At 65.2% G+C, this 17,265-nt stretch carries 19 protein-coding genes; 9 read left to right on the forward strand and 10 right to left on the reverse strand.

Annotated elements, in window-relative coordinates; translation table 11 throughout:
- Positions 1–158: 158 nt before the first annotated feature.
- From mraY to DBO33_RS33275, 3 genes are all read right to left on the reverse strand, one after another.
- Positions 159–1,235 carry a phospho-N-acetylmuramoyl-pentapeptide-transferase gene (gene mraY, locus DBO33_RS33265; protein ID WP_107658576.1) on the reverse strand — a complete coding sequence of 359 codons (1,077 nt, stop codon included), beginning with the start codon at positions 1,233–1,235 and terminating at the stop codon, positions 159–161.
- 268 nt (positions 1,236–1,503) lie between these two features.
- Positions 1,504–2,868: a magnesium transporter gene (gene mgtE, locus DBO33_RS33270; RefSeq protein ID WP_107658577.1), complete on the reverse strand. Its 1,365-nt coding sequence runs from the start codon at positions 2,866–2,868 to the stop codon at positions 1,504–1,506.
- 293 nt (positions 2,869–3,161) lie between these two features.
- Positions 3,162–3,671 carry a hypothetical protein gene (locus DBO33_RS33275; protein WP_107658578.1) on the reverse strand — a complete coding sequence of 170 codons (510 nt, stop codon included), beginning with the start codon at positions 3,669–3,671 and terminating at the stop codon, positions 3,162–3,164.
- Positions 3,672–4,007: 336 nt separating this feature from the next.
- Here DBO33_RS33275 and DBO33_RS33280 point away from each other — a divergent pair, with 336 nt between their 5' ends.
- Positions 4,008–5,408 (forward strand): glycosyltransferase, encoded by a 1,401-nt coding sequence (locus DBO33_RS33280; protein ID WP_107658579.1) that lies wholly within the window; start codon positions 4,008–4,010, stop codon positions 5,406–5,408.
- 236 nt (positions 5,409–5,644) lie between these two features.
- On the forward strand, positions 5,645–6,376 hold the full coding sequence (locus DBO33_RS33285; protein WP_107658580.1) for a class I SAM-dependent DNA methyltransferase: 732 nt from the start codon (positions 5,645–5,647) through the stop codon (positions 6,374–6,376).
- On the opposite strand, the gene DBO33_RS33290 is transcribed toward DBO33_RS33285, so the two are convergent.
- Positions 6,377–6,781, reverse strand: a complete 405-nt coding sequence (locus DBO33_RS33290) for a hypothetical protein (RefSeq protein ID WP_107658581.1) — start codon at positions 6,779–6,781, stop codon at positions 6,377–6,379. It abuts the gene before it with no gap.
- Entirely contained in the window at positions 6,781–7,221 is a 441-nt protein-coding gene (locus tag DBO33_RS43220) for a hypothetical protein (protein WP_159080650.1), read from the reverse strand. Before DBO33_RS43220 ends, DBO33_RS33290 begins: the two co-directional genes overlap by 1 nt.
- 198 nt (positions 7,222–7,419) lie before the next feature.
- Here DBO33_RS43220 and DBO33_RS33295 point away from each other — a divergent pair, with 198 nt between their 5' ends.
- From DBO33_RS33295 to DBO33_RS33305, 3 genes are all read left to right on the forward strand, one after another.
- Positions 7,420–8,412 (forward strand): LLM class F420-dependent oxidoreductase, encoded by a 993-nt coding sequence (locus tag DBO33_RS33295; protein WP_107658582.1) that lies wholly within the window; start codon positions 7,420–7,422, stop codon positions 8,410–8,412.
- A 174-nt stretch (positions 8,413–8,586) separates the two neighbouring features.
- Positions 8,587–8,853 carry a hypothetical protein gene (locus DBO33_RS33300; RefSeq protein ID WP_107658583.1) on the forward strand — a complete coding sequence of 89 codons (267 nt, stop codon included), beginning with the start codon at positions 8,587–8,589 and terminating at the stop codon, positions 8,851–8,853.
- Between the two features lie 160 nt (positions 8,854–9,013).
- Entirely contained in the window at positions 9,014–9,832 is an 819-nt protein-coding gene (locus tag DBO33_RS33305; RefSeq protein WP_107658584.1) for an endonuclease/exonuclease/phosphatase family protein, read from the forward strand.
- Between the two features lie 128 nt (positions 9,833–9,960).
- Here the strand turns inward: DBO33_RS33305 and DBO33_RS33310 are convergent, their stop codons facing one another.
- On the reverse strand, positions 9,961–10,437 hold the full coding sequence (locus tag DBO33_RS33310) for a DUF6463 family protein (protein ID WP_107658585.1): 477 nt from the start codon (positions 10,435–10,437) through the stop codon (positions 9,961–9,963).
- Positions 10,438–10,524: 87 nt separating this feature from the next.
- Between DBO33_RS33310 and DBO33_RS33315 the strand changes: the two genes are divergently transcribed.
- The 3 genes from DBO33_RS33315 to DBO33_RS43225 all read left to right on the forward strand — a co-directional run bounded on the left by DBO33_RS33315 (position 10,525) and on the right by DBO33_RS43225 (position 12,531).
- A complete protein-coding gene (locus DBO33_RS33315) occupies positions 10,525–11,136 on the forward strand; it encodes a TetR-like C-terminal domain-containing protein (RefSeq protein WP_107658586.1) in 612 nt (203 codons plus the stop codon).
- 371 nt (positions 11,137–11,507) lie between these two features.
- Positions 11,508–12,164 carry a 2OG-Fe(II) oxygenase gene (locus DBO33_RS33320; protein WP_199856829.1) on the forward strand — a complete coding sequence of 219 codons (657 nt, stop codon included), beginning with the start codon at positions 11,508–11,510 and terminating at the stop codon, positions 12,162–12,164.
- A gap of 22 nt (positions 12,165–12,186) precedes the next feature.
- On the forward strand, positions 12,187–12,531 hold the full coding sequence (locus DBO33_RS43225) for a hypothetical protein (RefSeq protein WP_159080651.1): 345 nt from the start codon (positions 12,187–12,189) through the stop codon (positions 12,529–12,531).
- A gap of 108 nt (positions 12,532–12,639) precedes the next feature.
- Here the strand turns inward: DBO33_RS43225 and nrdE are convergent, their stop codons facing one another.
- The 4 genes from nrdE to DBO33_RS33345 all read right to left on the reverse strand — a co-directional run bounded on the left by nrdE (position 12,640) and on the right by DBO33_RS33345 (position 16,499).
- A complete protein-coding gene (gene nrdE / locus DBO33_RS33330; RefSeq protein ID WP_228541262.1) occupies positions 12,640–14,745 on the reverse strand; it encodes a class 1b ribonucleoside-diphosphate reductase subunit alpha in 2,106 nt (701 codons plus the stop codon).
- A 38-nt stretch (positions 14,746–14,783) separates the two neighbouring features.
- Positions 14,784–15,266, reverse strand: a complete 483-nt coding sequence (gene nrdI / locus DBO33_RS33335; RefSeq protein ID WP_107660807.1) for a class Ib ribonucleoside-diphosphate reductase assembly flavoprotein NrdI — start codon at positions 15,264–15,266, stop codon at positions 14,784–14,786.
- 38 nt (positions 15,267–15,304) lie between these two features.
- Complete coding sequence (locus DBO33_RS33340) at positions 15,305–15,538, reverse strand: redoxin NrdH (protein WP_069163300.1); 234 nt, start codon at positions 15,536–15,538, stop codon at positions 15,305–15,307.
- A 391-nt stretch (positions 15,539–15,929) separates the two neighbouring features.
- On the reverse strand, positions 15,930–16,499 hold the full coding sequence (locus DBO33_RS33345) for an NAD(P)H-dependent oxidoreductase (protein WP_107658589.1): 570 nt from the start codon (positions 16,497–16,499) through the stop codon (positions 15,930–15,932).
- Between the two features lie 144 nt (positions 16,500–16,643).
- Between DBO33_RS33345 and DBO33_RS33350 the strand changes: the two genes are divergently transcribed.
- On the forward strand, positions 16,644–17,249 hold the full coding sequence (locus DBO33_RS33350) for a TetR/AcrR family transcriptional regulator (RefSeq protein WP_234391438.1): 606 nt from the start codon (positions 16,644–16,646) through the stop codon (positions 17,247–17,249).
- Positions 17,250–17,265 lie beyond the last annotated feature (16 nt).

Consider the following 17,265-nt stretch of genomic DNA (forward strand, 5'->3'; position numbering starts at 1 on the left):
TCGCACACTCGATCGGCCACGAGGCCGCAGCGCACATCCGAGCCTCAACCGTCGCGCACGGCGGGGACGTCGAACCAGACGCCGCTGGCCGACACCGCCCCGCCCTGCGACGCCAAGGCGACCATCCGGGATGCGAACGGTGCGAGGTCAGCGCTGAATCAGCCGATGGCGGCGAGGTATTCACCGTAGAACAGCATCAGGCCGACGGCGGCGGCGACGCCGGCCAGCAACCAGAAGCGGATGATCACGGTGGTCTCGGCCCACTTGCTGAGTTCGAAGTGGTGGTGGAACGGTGCCATCTTGAACAGTCGGTTGCGGGTGGTGCGGAACACCACGATCTGAAGCAGCACCGACAGGATCTCGGCGAAGAACAGGGCGCCGACCACCGCCATGAGTAGTTCGGTGCGGGTGGTGATGGCCAGACCGGCGAGCAGGCCGCCCAGCGCCAGCGAACCGGTGTCGCCCATGAAGATCTTGGCCGGAGCGGCGTTCCACCACAGGAATCCGGTGCAGGCGCCGACCCCGGCGGCACAGACCACCGCCAGATCGAGCGGATCGCGCACGTTGTAGCAGCCGGCGCCGGGCGTGACCGCGCACGCGTTGGTGTACTGCCAGAAGGTGATGATCACGTAGGCGCCGAGCGCGAAGCTCATCGATCCGGCGGCCAATCCGTCCAGGCCGTCGGTGATGTTCACCGCGTTGGACCAGGCCACCACCAGGAAACTGACCACAAGCAGAAACCCGATCACGCCGAACGACACGGTGGCCACGTCCCGGACGTAGGACATGTGCCTGCTGCCCGGCGTCAGACCCGAGCTGGCGGGGTACCGCAGCGCCAGCACACCGAAAACCACTGCGGCGGTGAGCTGGCCGATGTACTTGCCGGTCGCGGTCAGGCCGAGATTGCGTTGCCTGCGCAGCTTGATGAAGTCGTCGAGGAAGCCGACCACGCCCAGCGCGGTGGCCAAACCGAGCACAAGCAACCCGGAGGCGGATACCCCCTCCCCGTCGTGCCGGATCCCGATCAGATGCGCCCCCAGGTACCCCGCCCACATGCCGACCAGGATCGCGATGCCACCCATCGTCGGCGTGCCGCGCTTGGCCTGGTGGCTGACCGGTCCGTCGGCCCGGATCTCCTGCCCGACATTTCGCCTGGCAAACAGCATGATCAGCAATGGTGTCAAGGTGATGGAAACCGCCAGCGCGATCATCGCCGAGAACAAGATCTGTCTCATTCGCCCCTCATGCGGCCGTCATCGGACTCTTCGTTCATTGAAACATCAACGCGCGGACTCGTTTTCACTGCCCAGCCGCCCGGCCACCGCTGCGGATCGCACCACACAGCGCCGAGCGTCGAGATCGCCCTCGCGACTGCACGACGTTAGCAAGCGTGCGGGATATGTGCTGTCACGTGAAGTTCCGCTACACGCCGACGCCGCGGCCACCCTGGTGCGGGTGGTCGCGGCGTGCCGGTCAGCGCGAGTCGCACGCGCCGGCCAGTGCTCAGATACCGAGGACCAGCTTGGCGGTGGTGAAGTAGATGATCAGGCCGGTGGCATCGACCAGGGTGGTGACCATCGGCGCGGACACCACCGCGGGGTCGATCCGCAGCTTCTTGGCGAGCAGCGGCATGGTGCCGCCGATGGTGGCGGCCCACCCGCAGATCAGCACCAGGGTGATGCCGACGACCAGCGCGACGCGCAGGTCGACGAACAGTCCGCCGATCACCAATCCCGCCGCGGCGAGCATGGATCCGAGCACCAGCCCGACCCGGCACTCGCGCCAGATCACCTTGAACAGGTCGGTCACCCGCACCTCGCCGACGGCGAGCGCCCGCACACAGGCGGTCGCGGCCTGCGCGCCCGCGTTGCCACCCGCGCCGATGAGCAGCGGAATGAACAGCGCGAGATGCGCGGCCTGCTGCAGCGTGCCCTCGAACATGTCGGTGACGCTGACCGTGAGGGTGGCGGCGAACAGCAGCAGCAACAACCACATCGCGCGGTAGCGGGCCAGCTGGAACACCCCCGCCGCCATGTAGTGGCCCTCCCACGGCGCCGAGCCGGCCTGCCTGGCCACGTCCTCGCTGTCCGCAGCCTCGATGACCTCCACGGCGTCGTCGATGGTGAGCAGGCCGACGAGCCGGTTCTCGCTGTCGACGACGGGCATGTTGATGTCGTTGGTCTCGCGCATCAGCCGGGCCGCCTTCTCCGCGGAGTCGGTGGCGCGGGCGCAGACGGGTTCGGTGACGACCAGCTCGGCGATCATCGTGTCCGGCTTGCTGAGCACCAGCTCACGCAGTTCGACGATGCCGGTGAGCCGCCTGCCCGCGTCCACCACGGGCAGCGTGTAGACGGTTTCGGCGTTGGCGCCCTTGGCGCGCACCATGGTCAGCGCCTCGGCGACGGTCAGGTTCTGCGGCAGCGCGACCACCTCGGGGGTCATGTACTGACCCGCCGAACCCTCCGGGTAGCCGAGCAGCGCGGCGGTCATCCGGCGCTCGCGCGGGCTCAACCCGGCCAGGACCTTCTTGGCCACCTTGGCGGGGGGCTCGCGCAGCATGCGGGCCCGGTCGTCGGGCGCCATGCCCTCGATCAGGTCGCGGAAGCTCTGGTCGCGCAGGCCCTGCAGGATCTGCTGCTGGTCGACCGGTTCGAGTTCTTCGAAGACCGCCAGCGCCAGGTCCTTGTCGAGCAGCCGGAACGCCATGCCCGCCTGGACGGCGTCCATCCGGGCCAACTGGTCGGCGATGACATGCGGCGGGGGGGGGTCGAGCCAGGCCCGCGCGGCGTCGACGCGGGGGGTGGCGGCGATGTCCTGCAGGGATTCGGACAGCGACGGACGTACTTCGATGACATCGGTCTGCGACATGGGGTGTCCTCAGCAATAAGCGTGAGTGAATGGGAGCGCGAGAATTCACACCGCGCGGGCGTCGGCCCCCACCGTCGCTGACTACTCAGGAATACGAAGGGGCGACGCCGCGCGGCCTTCGACTGGGAGGTTCGCTGCGCATGGCAACCCCACCTCCTTCTCGTCGCTGCCGCAGACCTGACGTGTCCGCACCATTACTGAAACCGTGATCGGACGCGAAAGCATCCTTGTGCAGGATACAGCCAATCGGTTGAAGTGCTCACCACGAACGATCGTGCTGGTCAGTTGACCACTCACGGCGTGAGCGTCGCGGTGACGGCGGTCTCCGTGGTGCGCCAGGTGGGCACGTGCTGGACCCAGTCGGGCACCGGACCCGCCTGCGCGCCGAACAGGAAGAGGTGTGGCACCTGATCGCGCAGGTGCTGATGCACCTCGATGCGATCGTCGATCATGTGCGTGATGCCGAGGTCGGCGCAGTGGCCTGCCTTGTCGGCGCGCTTGCGGCAGAAGCGCAGGTTGTCGCGCGGGATTCCGGTGCGGTCGTAGAAGTCGTGGTGGTCGAGCCACTGCCGGGTGCGCTGTTCGATCCGCACCCCGCACTTGGAGATCACCCACGCTCGGCCGCCGAAACGCCGGACCAAGCGGGGCAGCACGTCGAAGGCGTCGGGGCTGGGTGGCGTGCGCAGGGCCTCGTCGAGGCCGCCGGAGAGGAATACCGTGTCGTCATCCCCCGGCCGCAGGGCCGCCCCCTGGATGACTCGGCCGAAATCGACGCCGAGTCGAGGTTGTTTCTCTGTTTTCATGTGCGTTCGAGCATGACTCGGACTGCCCGGCCGACGCCAGTAAATTTCGTCCTGCAGTGGCGGTAGCGGTTTATCGACCGCGGCGGTCCGTCAAAACGGCATGTCCAGCGGTGTCAGCCAGTCAGTTGCTGGAGGCTTGTATTGAGTTCAAGGTTTTTACGGACCGTGCGCCTTCTCCGTCGACAGCCAACAGACTGAACGCTGGCCCAGTGTTCTTGAAACCAGTCCTGTCAAGCGCAAAGTCCTCATAGAACCCCATGCAACGATCCGGCTCTATGGCCGATAACGCATGGCCAGACGGGTGACGAAGCCATTAGCTACAAGTTAGCCTGTCGTATGACCAAAATACTGGCGTTCACGTCACCGGCCAAAGGACACCTGTATCCGGTCGCACCGGTTCTGGCTGAACTGGTCTCGCGCGGCCACGAGGTGACCGTGCTGACACTGCCCGGCAGCCAAGAGGCCTTGGAGCCGTTCGGCATCACGGTGCGCGAACTCCCGCCCACGCTGGCGGCGAACACGCTCGACGACTGGGCAACCACGTCGCGGATCCCGGCCCTGCGCGCCGCCGTCCGCGCGCTGGTCGCCCGGATCCCGGACGAGATCCAGGCCCTGCGCAGCGCGATCATCGCCGAGCGGCCGGACGCGCTGCTGATCGACGTCACCGCGCCCGGCGCGCAGATTCTGGCCTCGGCCAGTGGGCTGCCGTGGGCGTCGTGGGCCGCGATGCTGCTGCCGATCCCCTCGCGCGACTCGCCACCGTTCGGACCTGGCCTAAGACCGCGGTCGGACCTGCTCGGCCGGGTCCGCGACCGCAGTCTGCGCTGGTTTCTCACCCGGCGATGGAATGAAGTGCTGCCGCAGCTCAATCACATGCGCCAGTACTACGGACTGGATCCACTGGACAACACCGAGGATTACCTGCGCCAGCCGACGCTGACGCTCAACTTCACCGCGCCGCCGTTCGACGATGTGCACAGCGACTGGCCGCCGACGGTGCACCAGATCGGGCCCGGCCTGTGGGCGCCGGACGCGGAGCCACCGCGATGGCTCGACGAGATCGACCGGCCGCTGGCAGTGGTCACCTGCTCGACCGAGTTCCAGGACGACGGCAGACTCGCTCAGGTCGCGATGGACGCGCTGGCCGACAGCGGGCTGTACACCGTCGTCACCGCGGGGGCCGTCGACGCCGCGACGTTGACTGTTCCGCCGAACGCGCGGGTCGAACAGTTCTTGCCACACCATCTCCTGCTCGACCGGGCTGCCGTCGTGGTTACGCACGGCGGTATGGGCATCACCCAAAAGGCTTTGGCCGCAGGCGTTCCGGTGTGCGTGGTGCCGTTCGGGCGGAGCCAGTCCGAGGTCGCGCGGCGGGTGGTCACCAACGAGGCGGGCGCCTGGGTGTCGGCCAAGCGACTCACCGTGGCGCACCTGCGTGCCGGGATCGAGAAGGCGATGACCTGCCAGGACGGTGCGGCCCGGGTGGCCGCGGGATTCGCTGCTGCGGGCGGCACATTGCGCGGTGCGGAGCTGCTGGAACGGCACTTCGCCGGGCACGCGATCGAGCACACCACCTGGACCGGAACTACGCCGACGCACAGTTCGCACGCTTATCCGACGAACGAGGTGGCGCCGGAGATCACACCGGGTGAGCCGGACCCGATCGTCTTGCCGCCCAAGGATTCTCCGCCTACCGATGATCAGTACTGGACGACTTGGCAGCGTCGTGATCGCTGATCGGTGGGCCGACGCGTAGTCGCGCACAGCTGACTGTTCGGCGCACAGTATGAACCACTACCCGTTCAGCACACCGTCAACGCGGCCGCTGCACGCAGTCGGCTCACCATGCCGACGACATATCGGGCGGCACACCGACGGAGCGGGCCGCGTGAATGCCTGCGAGCCATGCACCTTCGATACGACCGCGTGAAAAGCACGTGCGCCGTGCGTATTCGGCGCGGTACGTTCCGGCTATGGACGATCACTTCGGCGAGCAGGTAGCGGCACGTTACGACGAGTCGTCCGCAGCGATGTTCGAGCCGGACGTCGTCGGACCGGCGGTCGACCTCCTCGCGGAGCTCGCCGACGACGGCCGAGCTTTGGAGTTCGGCATCGGCACGGGCCGCATCGCGCTACCGCTGGCGCGCCGCGGCGTCCAAGTGCACGGCATCGACCTGTCGCAGGCGATGGTCGACCGGCTGCGCGCCAAACCCGGCGGCGACTCGCTCGATGTCACGATCGGCGACTTCGCGACCGCCCGCGTGGCCGGCCAGTTTTCCGTCGCCTACCTCGTCTTCAACACCATCATGAATCTGACGACCCAAGCCGATCAGGTCGCCTGTTTCGCCAACGCCGCAACCCATCTCGCACCCGGCGGCCGTTTCGTCATCGAGGTCGGCGTGCCCGACCTGCGCAGCCTGCCGCCCGGCCAGACCATGGTCCCGTTCCAGCGCAGCCCCACCCGCTGGGCCTTCGACCACTACGACGTCGCCACTCAGCAGATGAGCTCCAACTACATCGAGGTGATCGACGGCCGCGGCGAATACCGATCCATCCCCTTCCGCTACGTGTGGCCCGCCGAACTGGACCTGATGGCCCAACTCGCCGGCCTCCACCTACGCCACCGCTGGGCAGACTGGACCCGCACCCCCTTCACCCACGAAAGCCGCAAGCACGTCTCCGTCTGGGAGAAGCCAGCAGCTTGATCAACCGGCGGGCCGCTCCCCCAGCCCACCGAGATCCAAGTCTGCTAGCCGCAGTTCGGCATCGGCCGCGTGGAATCGGATTCGAAGGACACCAGACTGCAGCGTGCACTCCGGCGCACCGCCGGCACCCGTCTGCAGCGGCCACCTCGCGCGAAGCGCCATCGCGACGTCGTCCTGGAACTCCGACAGTTGTCGCTCCAGCGTCCCGCAGGAGTCGGGCAACCGCTCGAGCCCTTCTTGTAGCGAGGTCGAAGAGATCAGCCTGGCGCGCCCGTTCACAACCTCGAGAAGCGCGAGATGCTCACCCGCCGGCTCGATGCTGAACGGCGCCGCGATGTGCGAGTCCAGCTCTCGCGCGACGTGATCGAGCACTGCGGCATACAATGCCTTGTCATCCAGGTTCATTACCACTGCCTTATCACGCATTCATTAACCGCGGCCACATAGGTTTGCTTCTCGGCGGGCGCATAATGGATGCCCTGGAACTTGTAGGTGTCACCGAAATTCCAGTTGACCTTCCCGTCCTCCGTCTGACGAAGAACAGTGTGCACCGCGTCATCCTTCACAGCCCACTCCGGACCCCGTACCGAGCGACCGTTGACGAAATGGGTCCAGTCGTATCGTCCCGGACGCGCGCTAGGAGGCTCGACCCGCCACCAAACGGTCAACGTGCCGAAGGCTCCCGACGGAGAGGGACGCAGGTCAACGTTGACTTTTCCCCACTTTTCTTGATGTTCGTAGTTCAGGCACGACGGCAACGCAGCGTTCGCCGGTGCGGCCACGGACAGTGACGCAACGACCAAACCAGCCATCGCGACAAATCGTATGCCAACATAACGAATCATATTTTCCCCCTTGAGAATTGCCGCTACCCCCTCCCTGAGGAGCGACCCTTGAAGACTAGCAGGATGTCGCTTTGTCAGCTAGAGACGCCGAGGTGCTGACACGTCCGCCGAGCTGGCGTTTCGTCTGTCACCGCGCCTCGATCGGCCCATCACGGGATGATTGGTTAGGTTTGGGGTACATACACGAAGGAGAAATCTGTGCGCTTCGGCATCTTCATCCCGCAGGGCTGGCGGCACGACCTGGTTGGTATCGAACCGGCGGACCAGTGGCGGGTGATGCGGGACCTCGCGCAACGCGCGGACGCCGGTGACATCTGGGAGTCGCTGTGGGTGTACGACCACTTCCACACGGTTCCGGTGCCGACCGAGGAGGCGACACACGAGGCGTGGACGCTCATGTCGGCGTTCGCGGCGTCCACCTCACGGATTCGGCTCGGGCAGATGTGCACCGCGATGAGCTACCGCAATCCGGCGTATCTGGCGAAGGTCGCCGCGACCGTCGACCTGATCTCCGGCGGCCGGGTCGAGATGGGCATCGGTGGCGGCTGGTACGAACATGAATGGCGCGCTTACGGTTACGGGTTCCCGACGGCGGGCGAGCGGCTCGCCCGGCTCGACGAGGGCGTGCAGATCTTCCGGCAGGCATGGACCGAGGGCAAGGCCACGTTGAACGGCGTCCACTACCAGGTCGACGGTGCGATCGTGCGGCCACTTCCGTTGCAGGAGGGTGGGATTCCGCTGTGGATCGCGGGCGGCGGTGAGAAGAAGACGCTGCGGATCGCGGCGAAGTACGCCCAGTACACCAACTTCAGCAATGTGCCGGAGGAGTTCACGCAGAAGTCCGAGATCCTGCGCGCCCACTGTGCCGACGTCGGTACCGATTTCGACGCTATCGTGCGTTCCTCGAACTTCAATGCGGTGATCGCTGCCACGGAAGCCGAAGTCGAAGAACGCCTTTCGGCGATCCAGGCGAAGTTGGCCCCGGCGATCGGCGACGATCAGGCGAAGGGTTACGTCGACGGGATGTTCCGCACCTCCGCCGCCACCGGTACGCCGGAGCAGGTAGTCGAAAAGCTCTCCGCGATAGGTGAGCTCGGCCTCGGCTACGCCATCTTCAACTTCCCCGAGTCGGCCTACGACACCTCGGGTATCGAGCTGTTCGAGCGCGAGGTCGCGCCCGCTCTGCGCTGAGTGTGTGCGTTAGGCGGTCGCCCCGGAGGTGACCGCCTAACGCGTTCGCGCGTCGACGCTAGAGCAGACCGTCAGGAATGTGACGCCGGACACATTACCCATCGCCATGGAACCGTCTTGGATGCTGCACGTCTAAAGCCATGAAAGACAACAGCATTCGAGACAGGATTCCCGATGAAACTCCGCACGGCCATCGTCGTTGCGTCCGCCGCGATCATGGGCTCCGGCCTGATCGCCGCCGGATCGGCTGCCGCCGCCCCCGCCGCACCAAGCCTGCACGTACAACTGGACCAGCAGGCCGCCCCGTCGAACAACGGATGCGTGCCCCCGCCATTGGGCGCCGACGGCAAGCCACTGCCTCCGCCGCTCGGTCCGGACGGCCGCCCGCTGCCGCCCCCGTCCGACCTCGACGGCAAGCCCTGCCCGCCTCCTCCGGCCTGAATTCCTGACCACAACCGCTAGCGGGGAAACAGGCGTGCCCCGGCCGTCGGCTCACGGCCGGGCCGCACAATTTCTCCGCTCAGGTAGGTTGTCCCACTCGTACGCGGGAACGCTGCGGGTGGAGGTGATCACCGTGCAGGCCCCATCGGTGTGTCGATAAATGTCGCCGGACCTGCGTGTTGTCACGTTGAACCTGTGGGGACGACGTGGTGATTGGCCGCAGCGTCGGGCGTTGTTGCGAGCCGGATTCGCCGAGCTGAAGCCCGATGTGGTCGCGTTCCAGGAGGCGATCTACCGCGCGGACGACGATCAGGTCGCCGAGGTGCTCGACACCGGATGGCATATCGCGCACCAGACGAACCGCGGCACCGAAGGCTCCGGGGTGTCCATCGCGAGCCGCTGGCCGATCCGCGATGTCCGAGAAATCGACCTCCGGGTATCCGACCGCACGGCCGACACGCCGTTGACCACCCTGCTGGCCGAGATCGAGACGCCCGACCTCGGGCCCGTGGTGCTGGCGAACCACAAGCCGTCCTGGCAATTGAATTACGAGCTCGAACGCCAACGGCAAGCAGTGCTCGTCGCGCGCACACTGGAGTCCGCACCCTCCCACGTCGTAATCGCCGGAGACTTCGACGCAGTACCAGACTCTGCCTCCCTGCGTTTCTGGACCGGCCGACAATCACTACAGGAAACCAGCGTCTGCTACTGGGACGCGTGGTCGACCGTGCACCCCGAACTTGTCGGACATACCTTCTCCCCAACCAACGCACTCGTATCCGACGGCACCGAAATGCCCCTGGAACGCGGCCGCCGCACCGACTACATCCTGGTCCGCAGCGGAGACCGCGGCCCCACCCTCGACATCACCGACTGCCGCCTGATCTTCGACCAACCCCACGACGGCGTATGGGCCAGTGACCATTTCGGTGTCCTGGCGGATCTGACCGACAGCGGAGTGCCGATCAACGACCAGTGAACCAGTGATATCCGGACAGCGCTGCCGTCGAACGGAGCGCGTCGGTATCGCTATGCGGGCGCTGCTTTGCGATCGGTTGACGGACCCGGATCAGCATCCGGGTCCGTCAGTTGTGTGGACGCCGAGCTTCAGAGTGCGACGTGCTGCGGCAGTGCCGCGGAGGAAGGGGTGGGGTTGGTCTTCTTGCTGTCACCGAGGACGAGGAAGGCTCCGCAGAGCAGGAGGGCCCAGGCCGGGGAGACGGGGACTGCGGTGGTCAGGAGTAGGGACCAGGTGAGGATGAGCCAACCGATCCATCCTGGTACGCGGTGGTTTTGGTGGGTTGACCAGAGGATGTAGCAGCCGAGGACGAAGACGGGGACGCCGAAGCTGGCTAGGGAGATCCAGAGTGCTTCGGAGCGCTCGTATTGGGCGAGGGTTGTCGACTGATCGAGGGTGAAGGTGTTCCACCAGCCGTCCGACACGGCCTGCGACCACGTGTCGCGGACGCCCACCGGGGAGAGAACGATGTGCACGGCGCCGAAGGCGGTGGCTATCCAGCCGGCGACCTTGGTCGATCGCATGCCTCGCCAGCCGGCCGAGGTGCGCTGTTCGGTGAGTTCCATGTGTCCTCCATCTGCCTGACCAGGCCAAAGCCGTGGCCAGATACGATACCGTCAGTATCGATACTGACAGTCTCGTATGATGCCAGCATGTCGAAACCGAAACAAGCGGGAGGGCGCCCTCGGGATAGTCGGGTAGATCACGCCATCGCCGCCGCGGTCCGATCGCTGCTGGCCGAGCAGAGTTACGGGACGCTCACCGTCGATGCCGTGGCCGCGCGCGCCGAGATCAGCAAGGCGGCGATCTACCGGAGGTATGCGACCAAGCAGGAGATGATCTTCGCCGTGCTGCTGCACGACCTGGACGAGGCCCCGCCGGCCGATACCGGCTCGCTGCGCGGCGACATCACCGAACTGGTCACCCGAATCAGCGACCAGCTCGCCCAGTCCGCCGCCGGTGTGATGGCCGGGCTGCTCGCCGACGTCCACGCCGATTCGACGCTGGCGGTCCGCTTCTCCGATTCCTATCTGGCAGTGGAACGTTCGGTCATCACCACACTGCTGGACCGCGCGGTAGCGCGCGGCGAACTACCGCACCGCCCCGACCCCGCCCTCGTGCACGCCCTGCTCCTGGGCCCGCTCTTCGCCTGGCAGATCATGCTGGTCGAAGATCCCACCCGCACAACAGTTCTCGCCAACGCCGTCGCACAATCCGCCGCCGCAGCCTTGACCTCAGGCGCCTTACCGCCCAGCTCTACCTAGCGCCGGGCACCGGCACACCGTCCGATCCACTGGCCGGTCATGCGAGATGCGCTTTCGGACAGGCGATCACGTGGAAATGGTGATGGTTGGTTCTCGACCGATGCCACCATAGTTCCGCATGACCAGCCGACCAACTGTCGATCACGACGGGAGGTGCGAAACTGTCGCCGAGTGCGCTGACAGAATGGCGTAGCGGGTTGTTTTCGCGCCCGGCGTGGGCCTGGTGGCAGTTCCATGGAAAGAGTGTCGGCTGCTGGGGACTTCGAGGTCGGCCCGTCCGAATCGTTACCCATCTTTTGGGCATGTGGCTCCGAATCTTCAACGGTGGCCGACTTATTTATCCCGCTTGAACAATGTGAGAGGGGAACCATTTGTCTACTGAGACCGCCGAAGCCACGGTAGGGATGTCGGCGGACGCGGTATGCCATGTGCCGGTGCCGGTGTGCCGGATCGAGGGATTCCTCGGCGCGACCCGAGCCGATGCATTACTCGAGCGCGCGTTGCGCGAACCTGATTGCTTCACCGAGTCGAAGGTGATTCACGACGACGGATTCATCGAGACGGACCGATCAACTCGCCGATCCACCAGTCACATCGAGTTCGCCGCGCCTGAGTTGATGTGTGCGATCGATGATGTCCGACCCACCGTGGAGAGCATTCTCGGTGTGTCCTGCTCTCTCGGCACCTTCGAGTATGAGCTGGCCACACACGGTGACGGTGACTTCTTCGCAGCGCATCACGATGTCGGCGCCCCCGGAACAAACAGTCGAGTATTGACCTTCGTCTATTACCTCCACCGCACACCGAAAGAATTCACCGGTGGGCAGCTCCGCGTCTACGACGTCGCCGTCAGCGCGGGTCAGCCGTCCAACCCGACGTCCTACCGCGATTTCGAACCAGACCACGACAGCATCGTGTTCTTCCGCCCCACCGCATTCCATGAAGTCCGTCCCATCGCCTGTCCGACCGGGCAGGTCGGTGACGGCCGATTCGCCATCAACGGATGGCTGTGCCGCACCGAAATCTGACGATCAGAAATGGAGCACATTGATGGAGAACCATTCCCGCCGCATGCTCGCGACAGCAACCGGCGCCGCCATGATGCTGGCCGGCCTGGGCGCGGGAACCGCTTCCGCGGCGACTTACACCGACGTCACCAACACTCGGGCAATTACCGGCGATACGGAAGCGGCAGCTACGAACAACGCGGACTCGACCCCGGCGAAGCCGGGCGTCATACCGGCGGCGAAACCCGTGCCGGTGCCGAAGCCCGTGCCGGTACAGAAGGCCAAACCGGTGCCGGTGCCGAAGCCCGTGCCGGTACAGAAAGATTCGAAGCCGAAGCCAAAAGCAAAGCCGAAGTCGGACTCCAAGCCGAAGCCCAAGCCTTCGTAAGAGCCGGGCACCGAAATGATCCACCGCTTCAACTGAAGCGTGTCTAACGCGAAAGCCTCAGCGCGGCAATGGCGCTGAGGCTTTCGCGAGTTACGGAGCAGGTGTCTCCTACAGCATGCAGGACACGCAGCCCTCGACTTCGGTTCCCTCCAAAGCCATTTGGCGCAGGCGGATGTAGTAGAGGGTCTTGATTCCCTTGCGCCACGCGTAGATCTGGGCGCGGTTGAGGTCGCGGGTGGTGGCGGTGTCCTTGAAGAAGAGGGTCAGCGACAGGCCCTGGTCCACGTGCTGGGTGGCGGCGGCGTAGGTGTCGATGATCTTCTCGTAGCCGATTTCGTAGGCGTCGTCGTAGTACTCGAGGTTGTCGTTGTCGAGGTAGGGCGCCGGGTAGTAGACGCGGCCGATCTTGCCTTCCTTGCGGATCTCGATCTTCGACGCCACCGGGTGGATGGAGCTGGTGGAGTGGTTGATGTAGGAGATCGACCCGGTCGGCGGGACGGCCTGCAGGTTCTGGTTGTAGATGCCGTGCTCCATGACCGACGCCTTGAGCTCGTGCCAGTCGGCCTGCGTCGGGATCTGCACCCCGGCGTCGGCGAAGAGCTGGGCCACCCGTTCGGTCTTCGGCTCCCACACCTGCTCGGTGTACTTGTCGAAGTACTCACCGCTGGCGTACTTGGACTCGGGGAAACCACCGAAGTAGGTGCCGCGCTCCTTCGCGATCAGGTTCGACGCCCGAATCGCGTGGTAGACCACGGTGTAGAAGTAGATGTTGGTGAAGTCGATGCCTTCTTCGGACCCGTAGTGCACCCGCTCGCGAGCCAGGTACCCGTGCAGGTTCATCTGGCCGAGGCCGATGGCGTGCGACTCGTTGTTGCCCTGCTCGATCGAGGGCACCGAGTAGATGTGCGTCTGGTCCGACACCGCGGTGAGCGCCCGGATCGAGGTCTCGATGGTCTGCGCGAAGTCGGGTGAGTCCATCGTCTTGGCGATGTTCAGCGACCCGAGGTTGCACGAGATGTCCTTACCCACCTTGGCGTAGGACAGGTCGTCGTTGAACACCGACGGCGTCGACACCTGCAGGATCTCCGAGCACAGGTTCGAGTGGGTGATCTTGCCCGCGATCGGGTTGGCCCGGTTCACCGTGTCCTCGAACATGATGTACGGGTAGCCGGATTCGAACTGCAGCTCGGCGATGGTCTGGAAGAACTCGCGCGCCTTGATCTTCGACTTGCGGATCCGCTTGTCGTCGACCATCTCGTAGTACTTCTCGGTGACGTCGATGTCGGCGAACGGCTTGCCGTAGATGCGTTCCACGTCGTACGGCGAGAACAGGTACATGTCCTCGTTCTTCTTCGCCAGCTCGAAGGTGATGTCGGGGATCACCACGCCGAGCGAGAGGGTCTTGATGCGGATCTTCTCGTCCGCGTTCTCCCGCTTGGTGTCCAGGAACCGGTAGATGTCGGGGTGGTGCGCGTGCAGGTACACCGCGCCGGCGCCTTGGCGCGCGCCGAGCTGGTTGGCGTAGGAGAACGAGTCCTCCAGCAGCTTCATGATCGGGATGACACCCGAGCTCTGGTTCTCGATCTTCTTGATCGGCGCGCCGTGCTCGCGAATGTTGCTGAGCAGCAGCGCGACACCGCCGCCACGCTTGGACAGCTGCAGCGCGGAGTTGATGGAGCGCCCGATGGACTCCATGTTGTCCTCGATGCGCAGCAGGAAGCAGGACACGGGCTCGCCGCGCTGCTTCTTGCCCGAGTTGAGGAAGGTCGGGGTGGCGGGCTGGAAGCGGCCGTCGATGATCTCGTCGACCAGCTTGCCCGCGAGCACCTCGTCACCGGCGGCGAGGGTGAGCGCGACCATGCAGACGCGGTCCTCGAACCGCTCCAGGTAGCGCTTGCCGTCGAAGGTCTTCAGCGTGTACGAGGTGTAGTACTTGAACGCGCCGAGGAAGGTGGGGAACCGGAACTTCTTGGCGTACGCCTGCTTGAACAGCTGCTTGATGAACGGGCGGCTGTACTGGTCCAGTACCTCCGGCTCGTAGTAGTTCTCCTTCAGCAGGTAGTCCAGCTTCTCCTCCAGGTTGTGGAAGAAGACGGTGTTCTGGTTGACGTGCTGCAGGAAGTACTGATGCGCGGCCTCGCGGTCCTTGTCGAACTGGATCTCGCCGTTCGGGCCGTACAGGTTCAGCATGGCGTTGAGGGCGTGGTAGTCCATGACCTCGGCGGTGTCCGCACTGCGGGCGGCAGACTGCTCTAAGCGAGCCGTTTTTCCGGCCGGTGCTGTCGTTGTTGTTGCCAAAACAATCCCAATCCTTCTCGGACGCGCTCGACGTCCTCGGCGGTTCCCATGAGTTCGAAGCGATACAGGTACGGCACGCCGCATTTGCGGGAGATCACGTCTCCCGCGTAGCAGTAGGGATCGCCGAAGTTCGTGTTTCCCGCCGCGACCACGCCGCGCAGCAGGGCGCGGTTGTGCGGGTCGTTGAGGAACTTGGCGACCTGCCGCGGCACGAAATCCTTGTCGGATCTGTTCCCACCCAGAACGTGCCGACCGCCCCCGTAGGTGGGGACGATCAGCACGAAGGGTTCGTCGACGCGCAGCGAATCGGCGGTGTGCAGTGGAATGCGAGTTGCTGGGAGACCCAGCTTCTCGACGAAGCGATGCGTGTTCTCCGAGGCGCTGGAGAAGTAGACCAGCGCCGGAGCGGTGGGACCGTAAGCATTGTCGTCGGACACGGTCACCTCTCCTCTCGGAGGACGGAGTGCGCGAGCGGTCAGGCCGCCACGGTGGCGAGCGACTTGATGCGATCGGGCCGGAAACCGGACCAGTGATCCTCGCCGGCCACGACGACCGGGGCCTGCAGGTAGCCGAGGGCCATGACGTAGTCACGCGCCTCGTCGTTCTCGGAGATGTCGATCACCTCGTAGTCCACCCCGGCCTTGTCGAGCGCCTTGTAGGTGGCATTGCACTGGACGCAAGCGGGCTTGGTGTACACGGTGACGGTCATTGGTATCCCTCTTCTCCTTGTGCCTGATCCACAGCCTGTGATCCGTATGCAGTGCACGATCCGACTTGCTGCGCAAACTCCTGGATCTGGCCGCGAATCCCCTGCTCAGCCCCTTCGGGCCGAAGCTCGCAGAGCGGGGTGTCATGCCGTCTTCCAGTACCGAAGACACTACACCTAGTGGCCGACAGATTCATCCGACACGACATGTTGCGAGTCACATTGGTGAAATTCGAACGCGGTAAGTACCTGGATGCTCGATTCGCAACCCGACACGACCGTGGTGCAGATCACAATTTCGTACCGTAGCTGATTTCCAGCAAACTCCCTGCGCAGACGAAGAGGGCCACCTCCACCGCGTGGAGATGACCCTCGAGAAGACCGGAGCGGAAGCTTACACGGCGGCCAATTCACCGCGAGTGGCCTGGACCAGCTCGTGCACGGTGGCGGCCAATTCGGTGAGCGCTTCGGCATCCTCGCGCGGGTGTGTCGCGCCGAATCGCTCGCCGATCGTGGCGAAGTGCAGGTGCGCGGACTCCACCACGCGGGCACCCGCGACGCCGAGCACCTTGACCGTGTCGCCGTGCGCCCACTGCGCGGCGTTCGGGCTGATCGACGCGCTCACCACGGCGGCAGGCTTGTCCTTGATCGCGCCGACGCCGTACGGACGGGAGACCCAGTCGATGGCGTTCTTCAACGCGCCCGGCAGGCTGCCGTTGTATTCGGGAGTCACGACGAGCAGACCGTCCGCGGCGGCGACGGCGTCACGCAGCACCTGGGCCGCGGCAGGCACGGAACCTTCGACATCGATGTCCTCGTTGTAGAAAGGAATATCGGCGAGACCTTCGAAGAGGGTGATCTCGACACCCTCCGGGGAGGTCTGCACAGCGGTCTCGGCGAGCTGGCGATTGATCGAAGCCGCACGAAGGCTTCCGACGAGAGCGAGGATGCGGGTCTGGCTCATGACGACTCCTGGTGTACTGAATGAGTAGGTGTCCGAACTTTCACTGACAGATAACCGGACCACGGTCCGATTACTTCCCGCGGAGAATGCGTGAGCGCTGTGAGCTACCCCACATCGGACCTCCCCGCGCCAGGGGAGCGTCCGCTGCTCGGCATCGGCGCGCCCCTTCCCGGCACGTCCGAACCCACCGAACGCGCCGACGCGGCACGCAACCGGCAGTTGCTGCTCGACGCCGCGCAACAACTGGTGCGCGAGCAAGGGGTCGACGGTCTCACGATGGATGCGCTGGCCAAGCGGGCCGGGGTCGGCAAGGGCACCGTCTTCCGCCGGTTTGGTAGCCGGTCCGGACTGCTGATGGCGCTGCTGGATCATTCCGAGCGCAAAGCCCAGCAGGCGTTCATGTTCGGGCCGCCGCCGCTGGGGCCCGGTGCGGCGCCGGTGGATCGGCTCGTCGCGTTCGGCCGCGCCCGCCTGCTCGACATCGATGTGGAGGGCGAGCTGTATCGCGCCGCGGAGGTCGGCGAGGCGGGCGACCGCTACTCGGGCGCGCCCTACATGTTGCTCAAGGCGCACGTCTCGATGCTGCTGCGCGAGGCGAAAGTGCCCGGCGAGCCCGCGCTGGTCGCCGACAGCTTGCTCAGCACGCTCAGTGCGGCGCTCGTCATGCATCAGATGCGCGCGCAGGGGTATAGCCGCGATCAGATCGGCGACAACTGGGAAGCAATCGTTCGTCGCGTTGTCTCGCGGTGAATCGACAGTAAAGTGG

The sequence above is a fragment of the Nocardia suismassiliense genome (genome assembly GCF_900269665.1).
Lineage (GTDB): Bacteria > Actinomycetota > Actinomycetes > Mycobacteriales > Mycobacteriaceae > Nocardia > Nocardia suismassiliense.

Bases quoted from the DNA above. Each gene is read 5' to 3' on its own strand.
- DBO33_RS33345 (WP_107658589.1), bottom strand. From the start codon at position 16,499: ATGAGCCAGACCCGCATCCTCGCTCTCGTCGGAAGCCTTCGTGCGGCT.
- DBO33_RS33310 (WP_107658585.1), bottom strand. From the start codon at position 10,437: ATGGAACTCACCGAACAGCGCACCTCGGCCGGCTGGCGAGGCATGCGA.
- DBO33_RS33340 (WP_069163300.1), bottom strand. From the start codon at position 15,538: ATGACCGTCACCGTGTACACCAAGCCCGCTTGCGTCCAGTGCAATGCC.
- DBO33_RS43220 (WP_159080650.1), bottom strand. From the start codon at position 7,221: ATGATTCGTTATGTTGGCATACGATTTGTCGCGATGGCTGGTTTGGTC.
- DBO33_RS33305 (WP_107658584.1), top strand. From the start codon at position 9,014: ATGTCGCCGGACCTGCGTGTTGTCACGTTGAACCTGTGGGGACGACGT.
- DBO33_RS33290 (WP_107658581.1), bottom strand. From the start codon at position 6,781: ATGAACCTGGATGACAAGGCATTGTATGCCGCAGTGCTCGATCACGTC.
- DBO33_RS33285 (WP_107658580.1), top strand. From the start codon at position 5,645: ATGGACGATCACTTCGGCGAGCAGGTAGCGGCACGTTACGACGAGTCG.
- mgtE (WP_107658577.1), bottom strand. From the start codon at position 2,868: ATGTCGCAGACCGATGTCATCGAAGTACGTCCGTCGCTGTCCGAATCC.
- DBO33_RS33300 (WP_107658583.1), top strand. From the start codon at position 8,587: ATGAAACTCCGCACGGCCATCGTCGTTGCGTCCGCCGCGATCATGGGC.
- DBO33_RS43225 (WP_159080651.1), top strand. From the start codon at position 12,187: ATGGAGAACCATTCCCGCCGCATGCTCGCGACAGCAACCGGCGCCGCC.
- DBO33_RS33275 (WP_107658578.1), bottom strand. From the start codon at position 3,671: ATGAAAACAGAGAAACAACCTCGACTCGGCGTCGATTTCGGCCGAGTC.
- mraY (WP_107658576.1), bottom strand. From the start codon at position 1,235: ATGAGACAGATCTTGTTCTCGGCGATGATCGCGCTGGCGGTTTCCATC.
- DBO33_RS33315 (WP_107658586.1), top strand. From the start codon at position 10,525: ATGTCGAAACCGAAACAAGCGGGAGGGCGCCCTCGGGATAGTCGGGTA.
- DBO33_RS33280 (WP_107658579.1), top strand. From the start codon at position 4,008: ATGACCAAAATACTGGCGTTCACGTCACCGGCCAAAGGACACCTGTAT.
- nrdE (WP_228541262.1), bottom strand. From the start codon at position 14,745: ATGGACTACCACGCCCTCAACGCCATGCTGAACCTGTACGGCCCGAAC.